Below are 17,746 nucleotides of genomic sequence, written 5' to 3'. Positions count from 1 at the left end.
CCCTTATGGCGGACCTGCCGAGTTTCGTGTCGATCCGTGAGGTTGGGCCGCGGGACGGGTTGCAGAACGAGGACCCGATCCCGGTCGACGCCAAGGTGCGGCTGCTCGACGCCCTCTCCGGCACCGGCGTACGCCGAATCGAGGCGGTGTCGTTCGTGCACCCCAGGGCGATTCCGCAGATGGCCGACGCCGACGAGGTGTGGCAGCGGGCGGTGAAGGCCGACGGGGTGCGGTACTCCGCGCTGGTGCCGAACACCCGGGGCGCCCAGCGGGCCCTCGCCGCCGGGTTCACCGAGATCGAGGTGGTGGTCTCGGCCAGTGACACGCACAACCGGCGCAACGTCAACCGGTCCACCGACGAGTCGCTTGACGACATCGCCGAGCTGATCGACCTGCTGCACCGTGCGTCGGCGCGGGTCGAGGTGATCGTGGCGACCAGCTTCGGCTGCCCCTACGAGGGGGACATCGACCCGCAGCGGGTGGCCGGGATCGTGGACCGGGTGGTCCGCGACGGCGCGGACCGGGTCGCGTTCGGTGACACCACCGGAATGGGCACCCCGCGTCGGGTCCGCGAGCTGTTGACCGCGGTACGCGATCGCAACGCGCACGTGCCGGTCCTGCTGCACTTCCACAACACCAGGGGTACGGCACTGGCCAACCTGTTGACCGCGCTGGAGCTGGGGGTGACCGAGTTCGACGCCAGCGTCGGTGGCCTCGGTGGCTGCCCGTACGCGCCGGGGGCGAGCGGCAACCTGGCCACCGAGGAGGCCGTGCACATGCTGCACGACATGGGCGTCGATACCGGCATCGACCTGCCGGCTCTCATCGAGGTGGCGGAGTTGGCCGAGGAGCTGCTCGGCAAGAAGCTGCCGTCCGGTGTGCTGCGGGCCGGCCCGCGTACCCGGCTGACGCCGCTGCCGAGCTGACCGTCCGCGCGACGAAGGGGCCGGCGCACGCGCCGGCCCCTTCCACGTGCCAGGTTGGTCAGCTCACCGGGGTGAGCACGCTCGGCCAGCTGTCGCGGAAGATGTCCGCGCTGCGGTCGGTGGCGCTGAACGTGCCGGCGAAGAGGCTGCTGACCCGGTTCGCCTCGGTGGTGCTCGGGTACGGGTTGGTGCAGCTGGTGCCGGCGCTGCCGCCGGACATCAGGATCGCGCAGTTCCCGTTGTAGTTGTCCGGCAGGCCGAGGATGTGCCCGATCTCGTGCGTCATGATCCGCAGCGGGCTGTATTGCGCGGCCTGCTGGGTGTCGATGTAGACCCGGCCGTTGCCGAGGCTGGTCCGCTGGGCGTAGGAACCGCCGCCGGTGATCTGGTAGATCCGCAGGTTGGAGCCACAGTTGGCGGAGAGCGTCAGGTTGACGGTGGCGTTGTTCCAGATCGAGGCGGCCTGGCCGGCGATGCCGGCGAAGCTGCCCGCCTGGCTGGTGTTGTAGCAGATGGTCATGGCGGCGGACGCGGGCGCGGGGTTGGCGACCGTGACGCCGAGGGCGGCACCTGCCGTCGCCACCAGGGCGACCGCGAGCCGACTGAGTCGTGAGGTCATCGCTGACTCCAATCCGGGAGGAGGGGGTGCCAGGAGCCTAGCGATATTGATTCATGTTTTTCAATGTCTTGCTCTCGGCCCGGCTGTCTGGTTCGCTCGTAGGTCGCCGACGGCCGTGTCGATGCGCTAGCCTAACGATCGTTCAGGTCAGTATGGCGGAGGAGTCGGCGTGACGCTCGACGGTGAGGCACTGGAGCAGCTGCGCAAGCGGGCCCGGTCCGGCGGCGCGGACAAGTACCACGCGGCCAACGCGGCCAAGGGCAAGCTCTTCGCCCGTGAGCGGGTCGCGCTCCTGGTCGACGAGGGCTCGTTCGTCGAGGACGGCCTCTACGCCAACGCGCTCGCCGAGGGACTGCCCGCCGACGGCGTCGTGACCGGCACCGCCACGATCGACGGCCGGCAGGTCTGTCTCATGGCCAACGACTCCACCGTCAAGGCCGGCAGCTGGGGCGCCCGCACCGTCGAGAAGATCATCAGAATCATCGAGCGGGCGTACGGCGCCGGTGTGCCGATGGTCTACCTGGTCGACTCGGCCGGTGCCCGGATCACCGATCAGGTTGATCTCTTCCCCGGCCGGCGTGGCGCCGGGAAGATCTTCTGGAACCAGGTCCGCGCCTCGGGCTCCATCCCACAGGTCTGCGCGCTGTTCGGTCCGAGCGCCGCCGGTGGGGCGTACATCCCGGCGTTCTGCGACGTGGTGGCGCTTGTCGACGGCAACGCGAGCATGTATCTCGGCTCCGACCGGATGGTCGAGATGGTCACCGGCGAGAAGACCACCCTGGAGGCGATGGGCGGGGCCAAGGTGCACACCGCCGAGTCCGGCGTGGGGCACTTCCTCTGCAAGACCGAGGCCGACGCGCTCGACGTCGTGAGGACCTACCTGTCGTACCTGCCGGCGAACTGGACGCAGGCGCCGCCGACCGCACCGGCGGTCGCCGCGCCCGCGAAGGCCGACCTGGCCGCGCTGGTGCCGGCCAGCGAGCGGCAGGCGTTCGACATGCGACGGTACGTCAAGGGCCTGCTCGACGAGGGTTCGTTCTTCGAGATCCAGGCGCTCTGGGCCAAGGAGCTGACAGTCGGCTTCGGCCGTCTCGACGGTCAGGTCGTCGGTGTGGTCGGCAACAACTCGATGTTCAAGGGCGGCGTGCTCTTCGTCGACTCGGCCGACAAGGCCACCCGGTTCGTGCAGCTATGCGACGCGTTCAACGTGCCGCTGCTGTTCCTCAGCGACGTGCCCGGCTTCATGGTCGGCAGCGTGGTGGAGAAGCAGGGCATCATCCGGCACGGCGCCAAGATGATCACCGCGATCTCCGAGGCGACCGTGCCGAAGATCTGCGTGGTGGTCCGCAAGGCGTACGGCGCCGGTCTCTACGCGATGGCCGGTCCCGGGTTCGAGCCGGACGCCACCATCGCGCTGCCGACCGCGAAGATCGCCGTGATGGGCGCCGAGGCCGCCGTGAACGCGGTCTACGCCAACAAGATCGCCGCCATTGCGGACGAGGACGAGCGGACCGCCTTCGTCGCCGCCAAGCGCGCCGAGTACGAGCAGGACATCGACGTCGTCCGGCTCGCCAGCGAACTGGTGGTGGACGCCATCGTAGAGCCACACGACCTGCGCACCGAGCTGGTCCGTCGATTCGCGGCGGCGCGTACCAAGGACCGGCACTTCTCCCGCCGTCGGCACGGCGTCACCCCGGTCTGATCATCGGCTCAGGCCCGCACAGCGACCCGCCCCCGGTGTCACGAGCGCCGAGGTGGACCGTCCTTACAGGAGGATGAGATGGACTTCCGGCTCACCGACGAACAAGCGGCGCTGCGCGAGAGCGTGCGGGAATTCGCCCGCGAGGTGGTCGCCCCGGTCATCGCCGAGCACTACGAGCAGCACACCTTCCCGTACGAGGTGATCCGGCAGATGGGCAAGATGGGCCTGTTCGGCCTGCCCTTCGGCGAGGAGCACGGCGGGATGGGCGGCGACTACTTCGCGCTGTGTCTGGCGCTGGAGGAGTTGGCCCGGGTCGACTCCAGCGTGGCCATCACGTTGGAGGCGGCGGTCTCGCTGGGCGCGATGCCGATCTACCGCTTCGGCACCGAGGAGCAGAAGGCGACCTGGCTGCCCCGGCTGCTCAGCGGCGAGGCGCTGGCCGGCTTCGGTCTCACCGAACCGGGCACCGGCTCGGACGCCGCCGGCACGCAGACCCGGGCGGTGCTGGACGGCGACGAGTGGGTGATCAACGGTTCGAAGGCGTTCATCACCAACTCCGGGACCGACATCACGGCCATGGTCACGGTCACCGCGGTGACCGGCACGAACCCGGACGGCTCCAAGGAGTTGTCGACGATCATCGTGCCGACCGGCACGCCCGGGTTCGCCGTCGCGCCCGGCTACTCCAAGGTGGGGTGGACCGCCTCGGACACCCACGAGCTGACCTTCGACGACTGCCGGGTGCCGGCCGCCAACCTGCTCGGCCCCCGGGGGCGGGGCTTCGCGCAGTTCCTGCGGATCCTCGACGAGGGTCGGATCGCCATCGCCGCGCTGGCCGTCGGCCTCGCGCAGGGCTGTGTCGACGAGTCGATCAAGTACGCGAAGGAGCGGCACGCCTTCGGTCAGCCGATCGGCGCCAACCAGGCCATCCAGTTCAAGATCGCCGACATGGAGCTGAAGGCACACACCGCCCGTCTGGCGTACTACGACGCCGCCGCGCGGATGCTGGCCGGCGAGCCGTTCAAGCGGCAGGCCGCCATCGCGAAGCTGCACGCCAGCACGATTGCGGTGGACAACGCCCGGGAGGCCACCCAGATCCACGGCGGATACGGCTTCATGAACGAGTACCCGGTGGCCCGGTTCTGGCGGGACTCCAAGATCCTGGAGATCGGCGAGGGCACCAGCGAGGTGCAGCGCATGATCATCGCCCGGGATCTGGGTCTCTGAGTGCTCCAACCGAACTGATCGGCCAGTCGTTCCGGACGGACTGTCCGTACGGCTGTCGGGTTTCGGCGAGCGGGCGTCAGTAGCCCGACGTTCGACTGCCGACCGTCGGAGTCCATCCGTACTCTTCGTGCCCATGACTCCGGATCATGACCGGTCGCGGAGCCCGGCTGGACGTACCCATCTGCCGGAGCTGCTCCGCGGGCATCGGCGCGCCGCCGGCCTGACCCAGGCCGAGCTGGCGTCCCGGGCCGGGGTGGGTGTGCGGACGGTGCGTGACCTGGAGCGTGGCCGGTCGATCCGGCCACAACGCACCACTGTCGAGTTGCTCGCCGGGGCGTTGGCGCTGACCGGCACCAGCCTGGCGGCGTTCCTGGCCGCGGCCCGCGGCGCCGGTGCCGAGCAGGCCCCGCCGGAGGCCACCTCCACGACCTTCGCGGTCAGCGGCAACGCCACGTCGGCGGACGCACCCGCCGACCCGTCGGTCGCGCTTCCGCCGCCGGTCGCGCTGATCGGCCGGGAGCGCGACCTCACCGAGCTGGCCGGGATGCTGACCGCGGAGCGCGGGCCCCGGTTGGTCAGCCTCGTCGGGTTGGCCGGCGTCGGTAAGACCGCCCTGGCCACGTCGGTGGCGCACCTCGTGGCCTCCGCCCACCCGGCCGGCGTTGCCGGGGTGCTGGTCGGCGAGGGCTCGGACGGTCCGGACGTGCTCGCCGCCTCGATGTCCGTGCTCGGCGTGGCGCGCCTGTCCGAACTCGTGGCGCTGCTCGCCGGACGGCCGACGTTGCTGGTCATGGACGCGGTGGAGCACGCCCCGGGCCCGGTGGCCGCGACCCTGCACCGGTTGATGGGCGCACTGCCGTCGCTTCGGGTGCTGGTCACCGGGCGGCATCCGGTCGGGTTGCCCGGTGAGCGGGTGTGGCCGGTCGCGCCGCTCGACGTGCCACCACCGGAGGCCGAACACTCTGAACACGCCGGACTCGAATCGTGGCCGGCGGTCGCGCTGTTCACCGCCCGGCTCGCCCAGGTCCGCCGGGAGCCACCCACCCCCGCCGAGCTGCCGGCGCTCGCCGCGTTGGTGCGCCGGTTGGGAGGGCTGCCGTTGGCCATCGAGCTGATGGCCGCCCGGGGCCGACTCCTCGACCTCACCGAACTGCTCGACCGGTACGGCGACCGGGTGCTCGACCTGGCCACTCCCGCCGACGCGTCCGCCCACCCGGGCTGGGACGCGCCGGAGGCGCTCACCAGCCGGACGAGCGGACCAGACTCCGGTGCGGCGGTCTCCGTCGCGGTCACCCTGCGGGACGCGGTGGCGTTCAGCTACCGCCTGTTGGCGCCGGACGAGCGGGCCGCGCTGCGGCAGCTGGCCGTCTTCGGCAACCGCTGGTCGGTGGAGTTGGCCGAGGAGATGCTCGCCGACGAGGCCGACCGGGACGGCACGGTGGCGATCGACCCGGTTCCGCTGCTGGACCGCTTCGTCGAGCTGGGGCTGCTGAGCGTACGAGGAACCGGGTCGTTCCGGTTCCGGCTGCTCGACGCGGTCCGTGACTACGCCGTCGAGCAGGCGGCCGGTGCGGGTGAGCTGACCTGTATCCGGCGTCGACATGCGGAGGTCATCGCGCGCCTGGTGGCGCGGACCGCCAGCGACCTGGTCGGCCCACGGGTACCCGACGCGGTGCACCGGCTGGACGAGATGAGCAGTGACATCAGCTCGTCGTTGGCCCACGCGGCCACCGACGACCCGTTGACCGCGCTGCGGCTGGCCGCCTGCCTGACCCGCTGGTGGCGGTTCCGCGGGCGTGATGTCGTCGGGCGGCAGTGGCTGCGGCGGCTGCTGGCGGACCCTCGTACCGCCGACGCCGACCCTCTCCTGCGTGGCTGGGCCACCCTCGGCGTCGCCCGGCTCGCGGCCGAGCACGGCGCGGGTGCCGAGGAGCTGTCGACGGCCCGCGCGGCGTTCGACACCTTCCGGCAGGCCGGCGACGTCACCGGGGAGTTGGAGGCGCGAAACGTGCTCGGCACTCTGCTGATCTCGGTGGGGCGGCAGGACGAGGCTCGCGAGCAGGCCGAGGCGCTGCTGCGGTTGGCCGCCCGCAACGGTCGGACCCGGGACCTGGCGGTGGCCCAGAACAGCCTCGCCTGGCACGAGATCCGCGCGGGCGACCTGGCCGCGGCCCGCCGCCGGCTCGCGGCGGTGGACCGCCTTGCCGCCGAGAGTGGAGAGCAGCGACTGCGGGTGTTGGGCTGGGCCAATCGCGCCGAGGTCGCACGCCTGGAGGGCTGGTACGCGGACGCCATCGACCGTGGCCGGAGGGCGATCGCGGCGCTGTCCGAGCTGGGTGATCCCGGACGCCGCCGTCGGGTGCTCGGGACCGTCGGGCTGGCACTCGCCCAGGACGGGCGGGTCGCGGAGGCGACCGAGGTGCTGACCGAGTTGCGCGCCGGGGGCGTGGAGGCGGTGCCGGCGCGTCCGACCGTGCCGCGACCGCGTTCGGACGACGCGGTGCTGGCCTGGGGTGGGCCGGAGGTCGGGCTCTGTGCGCTGATCGAGGGCAACCTGGCGCTGCACCGGGGTGACCGGGAGTTGGCTGCCGAGTGGTTCGCCGCCGCCGCCGACCATGCCGGGCAGGATCGCCGCGACGCGGTGGAGGCGCTGGTGGGCCTGGCCGCGAGCACTGCGGACCCGGCGGTGCTCGATCGACTGGACCGGGTCTGTGTGGAGAGCGGCATCCGGCTGTTGCCGCAGGAGTCGGGCCTGCTCTACGCGCTGATCGCCGCCCGGGGCGGACCGGCTACGTAGCCTGCGCCTGCCCCGACCGCGACGGGAGAGTGGCGCGGGCGAAGAGCCCCCTTTGGTGCTACCCCTCGCTGATCGCCCGCGCCGTCACCCCCCGGTGATCCCCGGTGCAGGAAGCCTGCCACCGGCGCGGTGGCAGAAAGTCGCCTTGGACCGAATCCTCCAGCTTGGCTGGGCCAGTTCTGCCGGTCTTTCTGCCGCTGCCATCGCCCGGCAGCGGGTGCTTCTCAGTGCCGTCGGGGGGCGCCGTCGGCGGCGGCGAACTGCTCCGGGCTGGCGTCGTCACTGCCGGCGGTGGCGCACGGATGCGCGGCGTCACGGACCCGGCGCAATCCGTCGAGGAGGGCCGCGAGCGCCTCGGGGTCGAGTTGCCCGGTGAACCACTGCTCAATCATCTGCAGGTGCCCGGGCAGCGTCTCGTTCAGCCGTTGCATCCCGGCGGCGGTGACCACGGCGTACGAGCTGCGTCGGTCGTTCGGGCAGGCGCGGCGGGTGATCAGCCCGTCGCGCTCCATCCGGTCCACCACGCGGGTCACCCCGCTGGTCGACAGAGAGGTCTGCGCGGCCAGGTCGGTCATGCGTAGTTGGTTGCCCGGCGAGCGGGCCAGTCGGGTGATGACCTCGAACTCGACCGCGGAGAGGCCGTGCTCCTCGAGTTGGGCGTTGAACCGGGCTGACAGCCCGGCGTGTGCCTCGAAGAGCAGGCCGACGGCGGTGATCCGGGGATCGTCGAAGACGTTGGTCACCCGTTCAGCATACCAGTGCTTGACACGGGGAATGTTGTTGCAGTTATAGTTGCTCAGGCAGTCGTTGGGCTATTAAACAATCTTCTGGAGGACAGCACCATGACCAGCAGCATCGATGCGGTAACCCGCGACTGGGACGGCCTCACCATCCCGGCGGCCGGCACCTACGCGCTCGACGTGGCGCACAAGCGGGTCGGCTTCGTTGCCCGGCACATGATGGTGAGCAAGGTCCGCGGCGAATTCAACGAGGCGACCGCCACCATCACCGTTGCCGAGGACCCGCTGCAGTCGTCGGTCGTCGCCACCATTCAGGCCGCCAGCGTCGACACCACCCAGGCCGACCGCGACGCGCACCTGCGCAGCCCGGAGTTCCTGGATGCCGAGAAGTTCCCGACGCTCGAGTTCCGCAGCACCGGGGTCAAGTCCCGTCGCGGCGGCGAGTTCGTGCTCACCGGCGAGCTCACCATCAAGGACGTCACCCGCCCGGTCGAGCTGGAGGTGGAGTTCGAGGGTGTCGGCCGCAGCCCGTTCGGCCAGGACATCTTCGGCTTCTCCGCGAGCACCGAGATCGACCGCGAGGAGTTCGGCCTGACCTGGAACGTCGCCTTGGAGACCGGCGGCGTGCTGGTCAGCCGCAAGATCAAGATTGAGATCGAGGGCGAGGCCGTTCGCCAGGCCTGATCCCCGAGGATCACCGGAGGGCCAGGGGGGATCCTCCCGGTGATCCGGTACGCAGGGCCCGCGCCGTACGTCGGCGCGGGCCCTGCGTCGTACCCGCTCGTGGTAATTGTCACGGGTTGTTCGCACCGCCATCGGGTCCAGCCGGTCGACGACGGGGTACAGATGGCGCCACGAGCGCGTCCACGCCGGTCGACGTCGGATCACCGCTGTCGGCCTCTGGCCCCGTCAGCTGGGCGCTCTTACCGTGGATGCTTCACAAAGCGCTTCCGGGACGGCAGGATCCCGACCGCGCCGGCCGTCGGGAGGACACATGGGCAGGGACGTCTCAGAGGGCGCCTTCACCCGGGATGATCGCGTCCGATATCGGCAGAAGGTGCGGCGGTGCCTGGACGTCTTCGCCCTGATGCTGGACGACTTCGGCTTCGACGCCGACCGGCCGATGACCGGCCTGGAGATCGAGCTCAACCTGGTCGACTCGGCCGCCGAGCCGGCGATGCGCAACGAGGAGATCCTCGCCGACATCGCGGACCCCCTCTTCCAGACCGAGCTGGGGCAGTTCAACCTGGAACTCAACGCCGAGCCCCGACTGATCGAGGGCACCGGCTTCGCCGACTACGAGCACGACCTGCGCGGCAGTCTCTCCCGGGCCGACGAGCGCGCCGCCAGATCCGACGCGAAGATCGTCCTGGTCGGCATCCTGCCCACCCTCACCGAGGGGCACCTGATCGAGGACAACCTCTCCACCAACGAGCGTTACCGGGTGCTCAACGACCAGATCGTCGGCGCCCGGGGCGAGGACATCGAGCTGGACATCCGCGGCGTCGAGCAGTTGCGGACGCACACCGACTCGATCGCCCCCGAGGCCGCCTGCACGAGCCTCCAGTTCCACCTCCAGGTCGCCCCGGACAGCTTCGCCGACTACTGGAACGCGTCCCAGGCCATCGCCGGCGTGCAGGTGGCGGTCGGAGCGAACAGCCCCTTCCTGTACGGCCGCCAACTGTGGGCCGAAACGCGGATCGCCCTGTTCCAACAGGCCACCGACACCCGCCCGGACGAACTCAAGGCCCAGGGCGTACGGCCGCGGGTGTGGTTCGGCGAACGGTGGATCACCTCGATCTTCGACCTGTTCGAGGAGAACGTCCGGTACTTCCCGCCGCTGCTGCCGATCTGCGAGGACGAGGACCCGGTGGAGGTCCTACACGCCGGCGGTGTGCCCCAGCTCGGGGAGTTGCGGCTGCACAACGGCACGGTCTACCGGTGGAACCGGCCGGTCTACGACATCATGAACGACCGCCCCCACCTGCGGGTGGAGAACCGGGTGCTGCCGGCCGGTCCGACAGTGGTGGACATGTTGGCCAACGCGGCCTTCTACTTCGGGCTGGTACGCGGTCTGGCCGAGGCCGACCGACCGATCTGGAGCCAACTCACCTTCAGCTCCGCCGAGGAGAACTTCCACGCCGCAGCCCGACGTGGCCTCGACGCCGTGCTGCACTGGCCCGGGCTCGGCGATGTGCCGGTCACCAAGCTGGTCCTGGAGCAACTGCTGCCCACCGCCGCCGCCGGCCTGGACGGGTTCGGTGTCGCCCCGGCGCAGCGAGACCGGCTGCTCGGCATCATCGAGCAGCGCTGCCGTACCGGCCGCAACGGCGCCGTCTGGCAGACCGAGGCGGTCTGGGCGGCGGAGCGGCACCACGGCATGGACCGGGCGGCCGCGCTGCACCACATGGTCCAGCGCTACGCCGAACTCCAGCGCACCAACCAACCCGTCCACACCTGGCCAGTCCCCTAACCCGGCCTCACCCCACCCCGCCGGCCCTCACCCCACCCCTCCCACCCCCGCCCGAACGCGGGTTGATCATGAAGTTATTGCCATGACACGCCGAGCGAGATGGCAATAACTTCATGATCAACGGGGGGAGGGCTGGGCCCTGGGGGGTCTAGTCGGTGGTGGGGCGGATGGTGCGGCGGGATGCTCGGGTTTGCCGGCTGGTTGGGGCGCGGTTCTCGGCCGTTGCCGATTCCGCGGGACGGGACTTTTCCGTGAGGTCCGGGTCCGTACGTGGGGCGGGCACCTGTGGTGCGGCGGTGGCCTCGCCCGGCAGAGAGTCCGTCCCGGGCGTCTGCGGTGCACCGTCGGCCTTCCGGCGCCGCGCCGCGGGTCCGGTCGTCGAGGCCGTGGGTCCGGTGGTCGGGGCTCCGGTGCCGGTCGTCGGGGCCGTGGGTCCGGCCGCCGAGCCGGGGACCGGCGGCGCGGGGTCGGTCTCGGCGACCGGGATCGGATCGGCCACAGTGTCCCGAGCAACCGCACTCCGGCCGGCCCAGCGGCTCCGCTCGGCTGCACTCCGGCCGGCTGCCTGGTTCGGCTCGGCTGGGTGGTTCCGCTCCGCTCGCTCGCCGAGGCGGGCGGCCAGCACCGAGCCGCCGATGCCGGCGATCACGGCGTACGGGGCGATCAGCTGGGTGGACAGCTGCGCGGGGCCCAGCGTCGACCAGTGCGGCAGGGTGGTCAGGTAGGCGAGCGCGACGAGCACCGGGCCAGCCGCGCCGGAGGCCGCCGCGCCCACGCGGTGCCCGCCCGAGCGGGCGGTCCGCCGGGCGGCCAGTACGCCGATCAGCAGCGCGGGCAGCAGTGCCAGCAACGCACCGGGCCAGTAGAGCTGGCCCCCGATCCAGTACCGGGCGTGGTCCGGGTCGAACTGCCAGGTGCCGAGTTGCGCGCCGGTCAACCCTCGTCCGACGCGTACCCCGTCGATCACCGAGACCACCGCGAGCAGCCAGAGCCAGGCGGCCGTCGCGGTCACGTTGGCCGCGGCGGCTCGGGAGCGAAGCGCCCAGATCGCGACGAGGGCGCCGATCAGGATGCCCAGCACCGCCTGTACGGCGGCCGTCCGTTGCGGTGTGCCGGTGTCCGCGCCGGTCGCGACCCGCGCGGGTACGGCGATCAACAGAACCGTGACCAGCCCGCCCAACCCGGCGCCGAGCGCCAGGGCCACCCGCCGCAGGAGGCCGCCACGGTCGTGCGGCTCGGCCACCGGCGGCGGAGTTTCCGGCACCCCCGGTGGGGCGGCCTCCACGGTCCGTCGGCGCTCGTCACCCGGGGTCTCGTGCTCCAGAGCCCGATCGCCGAGCTGCGGGCCATCGAGGCGCGCATCGGTCGCGGTCTGCGGGCCCTCGTGGCGCGCGTCAGTCGTGGACTGCGGAGAGATCGCGGTCCGTGCTGGGACGTTCCGTTGGTGGAGCCGCTGCGCGCAGACCGCGCCGAGGACCGTCGAGCTGGCGGCGAGCCAGGTGGCCCAGGCGAGGCCGTCCGCCCAGGCTGTGTCGGTCGCACCGGCATCGGTGGGCGTCCAGGTGATGACGCCGAGCCCGTAGCCGAAGCCCAGTTGTGCGGCACCCGCGCCGGCAGCGACCCCGATCGCCGTCGCGATCGACACTCCCCAGCCCTGTCTGGCCATGCCGGGCAGCGTAACGTCCCGTCGTCGGCGCGGCGAGTCGCAACAACCCGCCGGTGTGGACCGCCGGTGCGGCGGATTGGGCGGCGGGCGGTACGGTCGCCGGTGATGAGGCGGTGGGCGTTATGACGGACACGAACACGGGCCAGCAGAATGCCGCCGGTGGCGGTGCGGGCCGTGCCAGCGTCGTGCTCGGTGGTGGGTTGGCGGCGGTGCTGCTCGCCGCCGTCGGCGCGACCGGTGGCTGGTTGCTGGCCGGCGAGGACGAGGCACCCTCTGGTGATCCGCTGGCCGTCACGACCACGGCTGGCGCGCCGACCAGTCGGGCCACCGCACCCCGGCCGAGCAGCGGACGGCCGACACCGTCGGCGGTCCAGACCTCCGCCACCTCGACCAAGGGGACCGGCCTGACCGTGCCACCGCTGATCGGCACCGACTTCGAGCAGGCCCGGGAGACCCTGCGCAAGCAGCGGCTGGGATGGCGTCTGGTCTTCGGTGGCGGCGTCGGTCGTACGGTCGAGAGCACCACACCGGCCGTGGGCACCGAGGTGGCCCGGGGGACGACTGTGCAACTCCAGGTAGCCGGACCGGCGCCGGCCGCCGAGGTGCCGGACGTGGTCGGCAAGAGCTGCGCCGACGCCGCCGACGAGTTGGTCGACGAGGGCCTCTACCCGCGCTACGTCAGCGGACGCACTGGCAAGGTCAGCAGGCAGGAGCCCGCCGAGGACGGCCCGGCCCGGTGGAACGACCAGGTCAGCATCTGGTGTGGCTCCGTCGGCCAGCCGACCACGCAACCCACGCCCTGAGTCCGGGCCGGCGGGTCGAGCCTCCCGACGCTCTGCCGCGCCGGCGCCCGGCGCGGCTCGGCACGCTGATCACCGCCGATGGTGGTGTGGGCGACTAGGTTGGCGGTCGAGGGCCAGGACGCCCGTCCGGGTTGGGGAAAGGACGTGCGATGAGCGACGACCGCCAGGAGCCTCCCGCCGCCGACCCGGACGAGACGGCGCCGATCGACCGGACCGTCCCGGCTCGTCCCGACCTGTCGCCCGACCAGACCATGCCGATCGACCGGTCCGCCGGCACCGGGCCGGCTCCGCCGGCCGACCGGACGGCGCCGATACCCCCGGCGTGGTCCGGGCGGGCCGAGGTGCGCTCGCCCCGGCCGGACGACCCCGCCGGCGAGTGGTACGTCGAGGAGCAGGGTGGTCGGCGGTGGTGGTTGCCGATCCTCTGGGGCGTACTGGCGCTGTTGCTCGCCGGTCTGCTCGGGGGCGCGCTCTGGTTGGTGCGTTCCCAGCAGGATGACGACCGGGACGATCCGGGGTCCACCCCGTCCGTTCCGCCGACCAGTGCGCCGAGCGCCCCGCCGACCAGCGCAGCCACCACGTCGGCGGCGCCCACCAGTGAGTCGCCGAGTAGCCCGGCGGCGACCACGGACGCACCGGACGAGGTGCCGGTGCCACCGCTCGCCGGCCTGCCGCAGGCCACCGCCGAAGGGCTGCTGGCTCGGCTCGGCCTGACCTATCGGGTGGTGTACCGCCCGTCGGAGCTGCCACCGGGGACGGTGGTGGGCACCGAGCCGGGGGCGGGCACGTCGGTGTCGACCGACGACGAGGTGTTGTTGATCATCTCCCAGGCCGAGCCTCCGACCGGGGCGAACCCGACCACGCCGACCCCGACGGTGACGAGCACGCCGTGACCGCTGGTCACCACATCCGGCGGCGGGTACCGACGAGGCCGATGCCGGCCAGCGAGATGGCCAGGCCGAAGATGCCGGACCAGAACAGGGAGCGGCGGATGTCCGTGGCGCTGTGCCCGGCCGGAGCTGCCTCGGTGAGTTCCTGACGGCCGCCGGACTGGCCGCCGGCACCCAGGCCGGACACCGACCCGGTCGGGTCGGCGCCACCGGCGTGGTCGGCCGGGGCGTCGGTGTCGGTCCAGTCGGGTTGCTCGTAGACGGACTGGCCGTCGCCCGTCGGCGGGTCGGAGTCGAGCACGGTGATCTCCGGTGCGGGCACCGGAGCGGTCAGCCGGGTGGACGACATCGCCGGGTCGCGGACGAGGACCAGGAGTGTCGTCATCGCCCCGAGGAGGGCGAGGAGTCCGAAGGCGTAGGCGATACGGGAGCGGTGGCGCCGCCGCAGGGCAGGCTGATTGACCATGACCATCCCAGGGTCAGGGTCCTGGACGAGCGGGTAGAACGGTGCCGGGGTGGGCGTACCAATTCTATGGCGACGGCACGCCCACCGGCGGCGGTTCGGGTTGGTCAGCCCACCCGGAGCGGGGTACGCGCGACCGGGCGGCGGGCCCGCACGGTGTGCGGGCGGGGTTCGGGGGCGGCCTGCAGTTGCTGCAGCCCTTCCCGCTGGACGAAGATCGACCGTCGGGTGACCGCGTCGCCCGCGGCGTTCAACTCGTAGCCGTCGAGCCAGAGCCAGCCGTCATAGGTCGGCCAGTCGAGCACCCGGATCACCCGGAACTTGATCGGCCTGAGGAACTGGACACTCGCCGCGCGAGTCACGTGCAGTACGTCACCGGTGCGGGGAAGCACATGGGCTCCTGGGGAGGATCGGCCGGCGGTTGCGCCGGCGGTGCCTGAACGGGGGACGTCTCGGCCGGTGACGGGGTCGTGCCTCGTGAACCGGTGGTGCGGATGGCGGTGGTCGGGCCGTACCCCGCTGGTGACGTGCCGCCACCCGACCACCACCCGGTTGCTTCCGGGAACCGCGCCCGCCGCCGCAGCTTGCCGGCTTGCAGCGGCGGGGTCCTTACCCCGGAGCAGGTCTCGTTGTCGTCGGCCGGGCCCGCGTCGTGCCCGGCGTCCCCGGCTCGGTGGGGTCACCACTCCGAGGGACCGAACGGAGACGCTGAGTGATCCGTGCCATACGGACAGACTGCATCAGGGACGTGCTTCATGCAAGTTGCACGTCGACTTTTGCCGATACGTGAGCGTGTCGCGCGAAAGGCCTATTGAAGCCATCCGCGTCCGGGCGGCACACTGAGGGCCGGTTTCGCCCGTCGCGGCCGGCCGAGGACCGGCACCATCCCCTTCGTCGCGAACGCTCGCCGGTCGACGGTCGCGCCCCCGGCGGGTGTCACCCAGTGGCGCGTTACCGGAGGTAGCCCGAGTGGGGTCGAGCAGCCAGCGGCGGGGACCAGTGGCTCACGGGTTGCGCCATGAGTGAGCGGCGCAGTCCCACCATCAGACGGCGGCGGCTCGGGGCCGAGCTGCGCCGGCAGCGGGAGTCCGCCGGAATCACCATCGAGGTGGTCGCCGAACAGTTGGAGTGTTCGGCGTCGAAGGTCTCCCGGATCGAGACCGGGCACACCACGGCCACCCCACGCGACGTGCGGGACATGCTGCGGATCTACGGCGTGGTCGGCGCCGAGAGCGACGAGCTGGTGCAGATCGCCCGTGAGGCCCGCCAGAAGGGCTGGTGGCACCCGTACAGCACGGTGCTCGTCGGCGCGTACGTCGGGCTGGAGGCGGCGGCGAGTTCGATCCGGGCGTACGAACAGCAGGTCGTTCCGGGTCTTCTGGAGACCGAGGAGTACGCCGGGGCCATGATCCGCGCCGCTCGGCCGGACTTCACCGCCGATCAGGTGCATCAAAGAGTGCGTGTCCGTCTGGGCCGTCAGTCGTTATTGACCCAGGACGATCCGGTCGATCTGTGGGTGGTGCTCGATGAGGCGGTGGTAAGTCGGCCGGTGGGCGGGGACGAGGTGATGCGCGGTCAACTCAAACGGTTGGTCGAGGTGGCCGAGTTGCCGAACGTGACGCTGCAGATCCTGCCGTTCGAGGTGGGTGCGCATGCCGGCATGGACGGCACGTTCACGATCCTCAGCTTCCCTGAGCCCGGTGATCCGGATGTTGTGTACGCGGAGAACGCCACGGGTGGGCTTTTCCTCGAGAAGAGCGACGAACTACAGAAGTACAGCTTCATCTTCGATCACATCCGCGCTGCGGCCATACGTCCGGAGGAGTCCGTCGCACACATCGCAAAACTGGCAGAGGAGCCGTTGTGGAAATGGCGACCAAAGGGTTCCCCGTGGACCTGACGCAGGCAGCATGGTTCAAGAGCTCGAAGAGCGGGCCGAACTGTGACAACTGCGTGGAGGTGGCGTACGTGACGGGGGCCGTCGGAGTGCGGGACTCGAAGGACAAGGCGGGCCCCGCCCTGGTCTTCGCCCCGGGTGACTGGCACTCCTTCGTTGCCGGCACCCGGGGTGGTGTGTTCGGCGCGGTCTGACCGACTGGTCAGTGGAGTCCCCGTCCGGTTCGCCGGACGGGGACTTTGCCGTGTGCGCAGGAGGCGCCGCGGACGGTCGCGTCGTGGCGTTGCCCGGCGAGGTTCCGTCGGGATTCCCGTCGCCAGAGTGCCCCCGTCTCGTTGAACCGATCGGTACGGCGCTGGTCGACGACCCGCCGCACCGACCCGCAACCGAGCGAGTAGGCGAGACGGATGACGACGATCGGTTCAGACAACCTCACCACCGGTCCGGCAAAGCCGGAACGGTTCGGTGGCAAGTACCGCGGCGCTCGTCGGGACACCGTTCTGACCGAGGTGGTCTCGACCGACCAGGAGTTGAGTGGGCGGGAGGGCGCTGCCGAGACGACGGATCCGCCGCTCTCGCTGCCCTCACTGGACCCGAACCCGCTGATCGAGCCGTCGTTCCCGCCGACGGGCTGGCCGATGGAGCCGCCCGAGTCCCTGGCCGACCACCCGTTGCTGCGTGGCCTGCTGATGGAGTTGCCGCCGAAGGGCACCGTGCCCTCGCAGGACTGGCTGGACCGCTGGTTCGAGGCGACCAGGTCGATCCTCGAGTTGCTATACGTGCAGAGCGCCAGCCGCCCGCGTTGACCGTACGGCGACGGGCTGGGCCCGTTCGGCGAAGCGGTTGTGGCGGAGCGCGTGGCGGATCCCGATGGCGACCACCGCGAGCGCGCCCACGGTGATCGCCGGCCCGGTGACACCGGGGTCGGCTCCGAGGTCGGTGCCGGTCGCCGCGATCAACGCCGGCACCGTGGCCAGGGCGGTGACCTGCAGTGGCAGCCCGACGAGGGGGTGGGCCGCGGCGGCGCGCAGCCCGTGCGGCGCGGGGGTGGCGGGGGCACTGGCGAACGCGCCCGCACCGGCCCGCAGCCGGCGGATCCGTCGTACCGAGCAGACCGTCGCCACGAGTGCCGGACCGGCGGTCAGAGTGAGCCCGGCCGCGGCCTGGTCGAGCGGCGCGGTGCCGGCGCTGAACAGCCCGCCGCCGAGCACGGCCGCGGTGAGCGCCAGGCCGGTGAGGGCCAGCACCAGCAACCATCCGGTACGCCGGCGCAGCATGCGAGTGTTGCGCAGCCGGGGAAGGCCGTCGGCAACGACGCCGGCGGCCAGCCAGACGGCGGCGACCGGGAGCAGGATGGTGAGCTGACTCTCCATGCTCGAGAGTCTTTCCCGAATCGCGGCGAGGCGAATCGGGGCCCGTCCCCCGTTCGCCCCGGACGCCGGGCCCGTAGGGGGTCATCACTCGAAGGTATGGCCGTTTCGACATGTTCAACTCCCCGACGCCTGACTTACCCTCAGCTAGATCGGCAAGTGTCGATTGGCTT

Annotated in this window: 17 protein-coding genes; 11 read left to right on the top strand and 6 right to left on the bottom strand. The window is 71.5% G+C overall.

Annotation, left to right across the window (positions count from 1 at the left end):
• Positions 1-5: 5 nt before the first annotated feature.
• A complete protein-coding gene (locus ACIBD9_RS15560; RefSeq protein WP_396718090.1) occupies positions 6-926 on the top strand; it encodes a hydroxymethylglutaryl-CoA lyase in 921 nt (306 codons plus the stop codon).
• Between the two features lie 58 nt (positions 927-984).
• Here ACIBD9_RS15560 and ACIBD9_RS15555 read toward each other — a convergent pair whose 3' ends face one another.
• Complete coding sequence (locus tag ACIBD9_RS15555; RefSeq protein WP_396718087.1) at positions 985-1,545, bottom strand: snapalysin family zinc-dependent metalloprotease; 561 nt, start codon at positions 1,543-1,545, stop codon at positions 985-987.
• Positions 1,546-1,714: 169 nt separating this feature from the next.
• Between ACIBD9_RS15555 and ACIBD9_RS15550 the strand changes: the two genes are divergently transcribed.
• The 3 genes from ACIBD9_RS15550 (at position 1,715) to ACIBD9_RS15540 (ending at position 7,271) form a co-directional block, all read left to right on the top strand.
• Positions 1,715-3,247 (top strand): acyl-CoA carboxylase subunit beta, encoded by a 1,533-nt coding sequence (locus tag ACIBD9_RS15550; RefSeq protein ID WP_396718084.1) that lies wholly within the window; start codon positions 1,715-1,717, stop codon positions 3,245-3,247.
• Positions 3,248-3,325: 78 nt separating this feature from the next.
• Entirely contained in the window at positions 3,326-4,474 is a 1,149-nt protein-coding gene (locus ACIBD9_RS15545; RefSeq protein ID WP_387175317.1) for an acyl-CoA dehydrogenase family protein, read from the top strand.
• Positions 4,475-4,607: 133 nt separating this feature from the next.
• The gene (locus ACIBD9_RS15540; RefSeq protein WP_396718081.1) at positions 4,608-7,271 is read left to right on the top strand and encodes an ATP-binding protein; all 2,664 of its coding nucleotides are present in this window, start codon (positions 4,608-4,610) and stop codon (positions 7,269-7,271) included.
• A 224-nt stretch (positions 7,272-7,495) separates the two neighbouring features.
• Here the strand turns inward: ACIBD9_RS15540 and ACIBD9_RS15535 are convergent, their stop codons facing one another.
• Entirely contained in the window at positions 7,496-8,014 is a 519-nt protein-coding gene (locus tag ACIBD9_RS15535; protein ID WP_396718078.1) for a MarR family winged helix-turn-helix transcriptional regulator, read from the bottom strand.
• 99 nt (positions 8,015-8,113) lie between these two features.
• Here ACIBD9_RS15535 and ACIBD9_RS15530 point away from each other — a divergent pair, with 99 nt between their 5' ends.
• Both ACIBD9_RS15530 and ACIBD9_RS15525 read left to right on the top strand, forming a co-directional pair.
• Positions 8,114-8,695 carry a YceI family protein gene (locus tag ACIBD9_RS15530; protein WP_091396394.1) on the top strand — a complete coding sequence of 194 codons (582 nt, stop codon included), beginning with the start codon at positions 8,114-8,116 and terminating at the stop codon, positions 8,693-8,695.
• A 310-nt stretch (positions 8,696-9,005) separates the two neighbouring features.
• Positions 9,006-10,484: a glutamate--cysteine ligase gene (locus ACIBD9_RS15525; protein ID WP_396718075.1), complete on the top strand. Its 1,479-nt coding sequence runs from the start codon at positions 9,006-9,008 to the stop codon at positions 10,482-10,484.
• 148 nt (positions 10,485-10,632) lie between these two features.
• Here ACIBD9_RS15525 and ACIBD9_RS15520 read toward each other — a convergent pair whose 3' ends face one another.
• Complete coding sequence (locus tag ACIBD9_RS15520; protein WP_396718073.1) at positions 10,633-12,150, bottom strand: hypothetical protein; 1,518 nt, start codon at positions 12,148-12,150, stop codon at positions 10,633-10,635.
• A 122-nt stretch (positions 12,151-12,272) separates the two neighbouring features.
• Here ACIBD9_RS15520 and ACIBD9_RS15515 point away from each other — a divergent pair, with 122 nt between their 5' ends.
• Entirely contained in the window at positions 12,273-12,953 is a 681-nt protein-coding gene (locus tag ACIBD9_RS15515; RefSeq protein WP_396718070.1) for a PASTA domain-containing protein, read from the top strand.
• 149 nt (positions 12,954-13,102) lie between these two features.
• Positions 13,103-13,846: a PASTA domain-containing protein gene (locus tag ACIBD9_RS15510; RefSeq protein WP_396718068.1), complete on the top strand. Its 744-nt coding sequence runs from the start codon at positions 13,103-13,105 to the stop codon at positions 13,844-13,846.
• Between the two features lie 7 nt (positions 13,847-13,853).
• Here the strand turns inward: ACIBD9_RS15510 and ACIBD9_RS15505 are convergent, their stop codons facing one another.
• Positions 13,854-14,315, bottom strand: a complete 462-nt coding sequence (locus ACIBD9_RS15505; protein WP_396718066.1) for a hypothetical protein — start codon at positions 14,313-14,315, stop codon at positions 13,854-13,856.
• Positions 14,316-14,413: 98 nt separating this feature from the next.
• Positions 14,414-14,698 (bottom strand): hypothetical protein, encoded by a 285-nt coding sequence (locus tag ACIBD9_RS15500; RefSeq protein ID WP_091396374.1) that lies wholly within the window; start codon positions 14,696-14,698, stop codon positions 14,414-14,416.
• Between the two features lie 626 nt (positions 14,699-15,324).
• Here ACIBD9_RS15500 and ACIBD9_RS15495 point away from each other — a divergent pair.
• The 3 genes from ACIBD9_RS15495 (at position 15,325) to ACIBD9_RS15485 (ending at position 17,009) form a co-directional block, all read left to right on the top strand.
• The gene (locus ACIBD9_RS15495; RefSeq protein WP_091396372.1) at positions 15,325-16,206 is read left to right on the top strand and encodes a helix-turn-helix transcriptional regulator; all 882 of its coding nucleotides are present in this window, start codon (positions 15,325-15,327) and stop codon (positions 16,204-16,206) included.
• Entirely contained in the window at positions 16,176-16,397 is a 222-nt protein-coding gene (locus ACIBD9_RS15490) for a DUF397 domain-containing protein (protein WP_091396369.1), read from the top strand. The genes ACIBD9_RS15495 and ACIBD9_RS15490 overlap by 31 nt, the downstream gene beginning before the upstream one ends.
• A gap of 213 nt (positions 16,398-16,610) precedes the next feature.
• Positions 16,611-17,009: a hypothetical protein gene (locus ACIBD9_RS15485; RefSeq protein WP_396718063.1), complete on the top strand. Its 399-nt coding sequence runs from the start codon at positions 16,611-16,613 to the stop codon at positions 17,007-17,009.
• Here ACIBD9_RS15485 and ACIBD9_RS15480 read toward each other — a convergent pair.
• Complete coding sequence (locus tag ACIBD9_RS15480) at positions 16,977-17,576, bottom strand: hypothetical protein (RefSeq protein ID WP_396718061.1); 600 nt, start codon at positions 17,574-17,576, stop codon at positions 16,977-16,979. The genes ACIBD9_RS15485 and ACIBD9_RS15480 overlap by 33 nt on opposite strands.
• Between the last annotated feature and the right edge of the window lie 170 nt (positions 17,577-17,746).

The organism is Micromonospora sp. NPDC050784 (genome assembly GCF_044456765.1).
GTDB classification, from domain to species: domain Bacteria; phylum Actinomycetota; class Actinomycetes; order Mycobacteriales; family Micromonosporaceae; genus Micromonospora; species Micromonospora foliorum.
The sequence above is the reverse complement of the archived record's forward strand: the minus strand, read 5'-3'. Positions and strand labels throughout refer to the sequence as shown.

Coding starts and splice junctions, on each gene's coding strand:
- ACIBD9_RS15555 (WP_396718087.1), bottom strand. CDS start 1,545: ATGACCTCACGACTCAGTCGGCTCGCGGTCGCCCTGGTGGCGACGGCA.
- ACIBD9_RS15485 (WP_396718063.1), top strand. CDS start 16,611: ATGACGACGATCGGTTCAGACAACCTCACCACCGGTCCGGCAAAGCCG.
- ACIBD9_RS15525 (WP_396718075.1), top strand. CDS start 9,006: ATGGGCAGGGACGTCTCAGAGGGCGCCTTCACCCGGGATGATCGCGTC.
- ACIBD9_RS15515 (WP_396718070.1), top strand. CDS start 12,273: ATGACGGACACGAACACGGGCCAGCAGAATGCCGCCGGTGGCGGTGCG.
- ACIBD9_RS15545 (WP_387175317.1), top strand. CDS start 3,326: ATGGACTTCCGGCTCACCGACGAACAAGCGGCGCTGCGCGAGAGCGTG.
- ACIBD9_RS15505 (WP_396718066.1), bottom strand. CDS start 14,315: ATGGTCATGGTCAATCAGCCTGCCCTGCGGCGGCGCCACCGCTCCCGT.
- ACIBD9_RS15560 (WP_396718090.1), top strand. CDS start 6: ATGGCGGACCTGCCGAGTTTCGTGTCGATCCGTGAGGTTGGGCCGCGG.
- ACIBD9_RS15480 (WP_396718061.1), bottom strand. CDS start 17,576: ATGGAGAGTCAGCTCACCATCCTGCTCCCGGTCGCCGCCGTCTGGCTG.
- ACIBD9_RS15540 (WP_396718081.1), top strand. CDS start 4,608: ATGACTCCGGATCATGACCGGTCGCGGAGCCCGGCTGGACGTACCCAT.
- ACIBD9_RS15520 (WP_396718073.1), bottom strand. CDS start 12,150: ATGGCCAGACAGGGCTGGGGAGTGTCGATCGCGACGGCGATCGGGGTC.
- ACIBD9_RS15495 (WP_091396372.1), top strand. CDS start 15,325: ATGAGTGAGCGGCGCAGTCCCACCATCAGACGGCGGCGGCTCGGGGCC.
- ACIBD9_RS15530 (WP_091396394.1), top strand. CDS start 8,114: ATGACCAGCAGCATCGATGCGGTAACCCGCGACTGGGACGGCCTCACC.
- ACIBD9_RS15490 (WP_091396369.1), top strand. CDS start 16,176: ATGGCGACCAAAGGGTTCCCCGTGGACCTGACGCAGGCAGCATGGTTC.
- ACIBD9_RS15510 (WP_396718068.1), top strand. CDS start 13,103: ATGAGCGACGACCGCCAGGAGCCTCCCGCCGCCGACCCGGACGAGACG.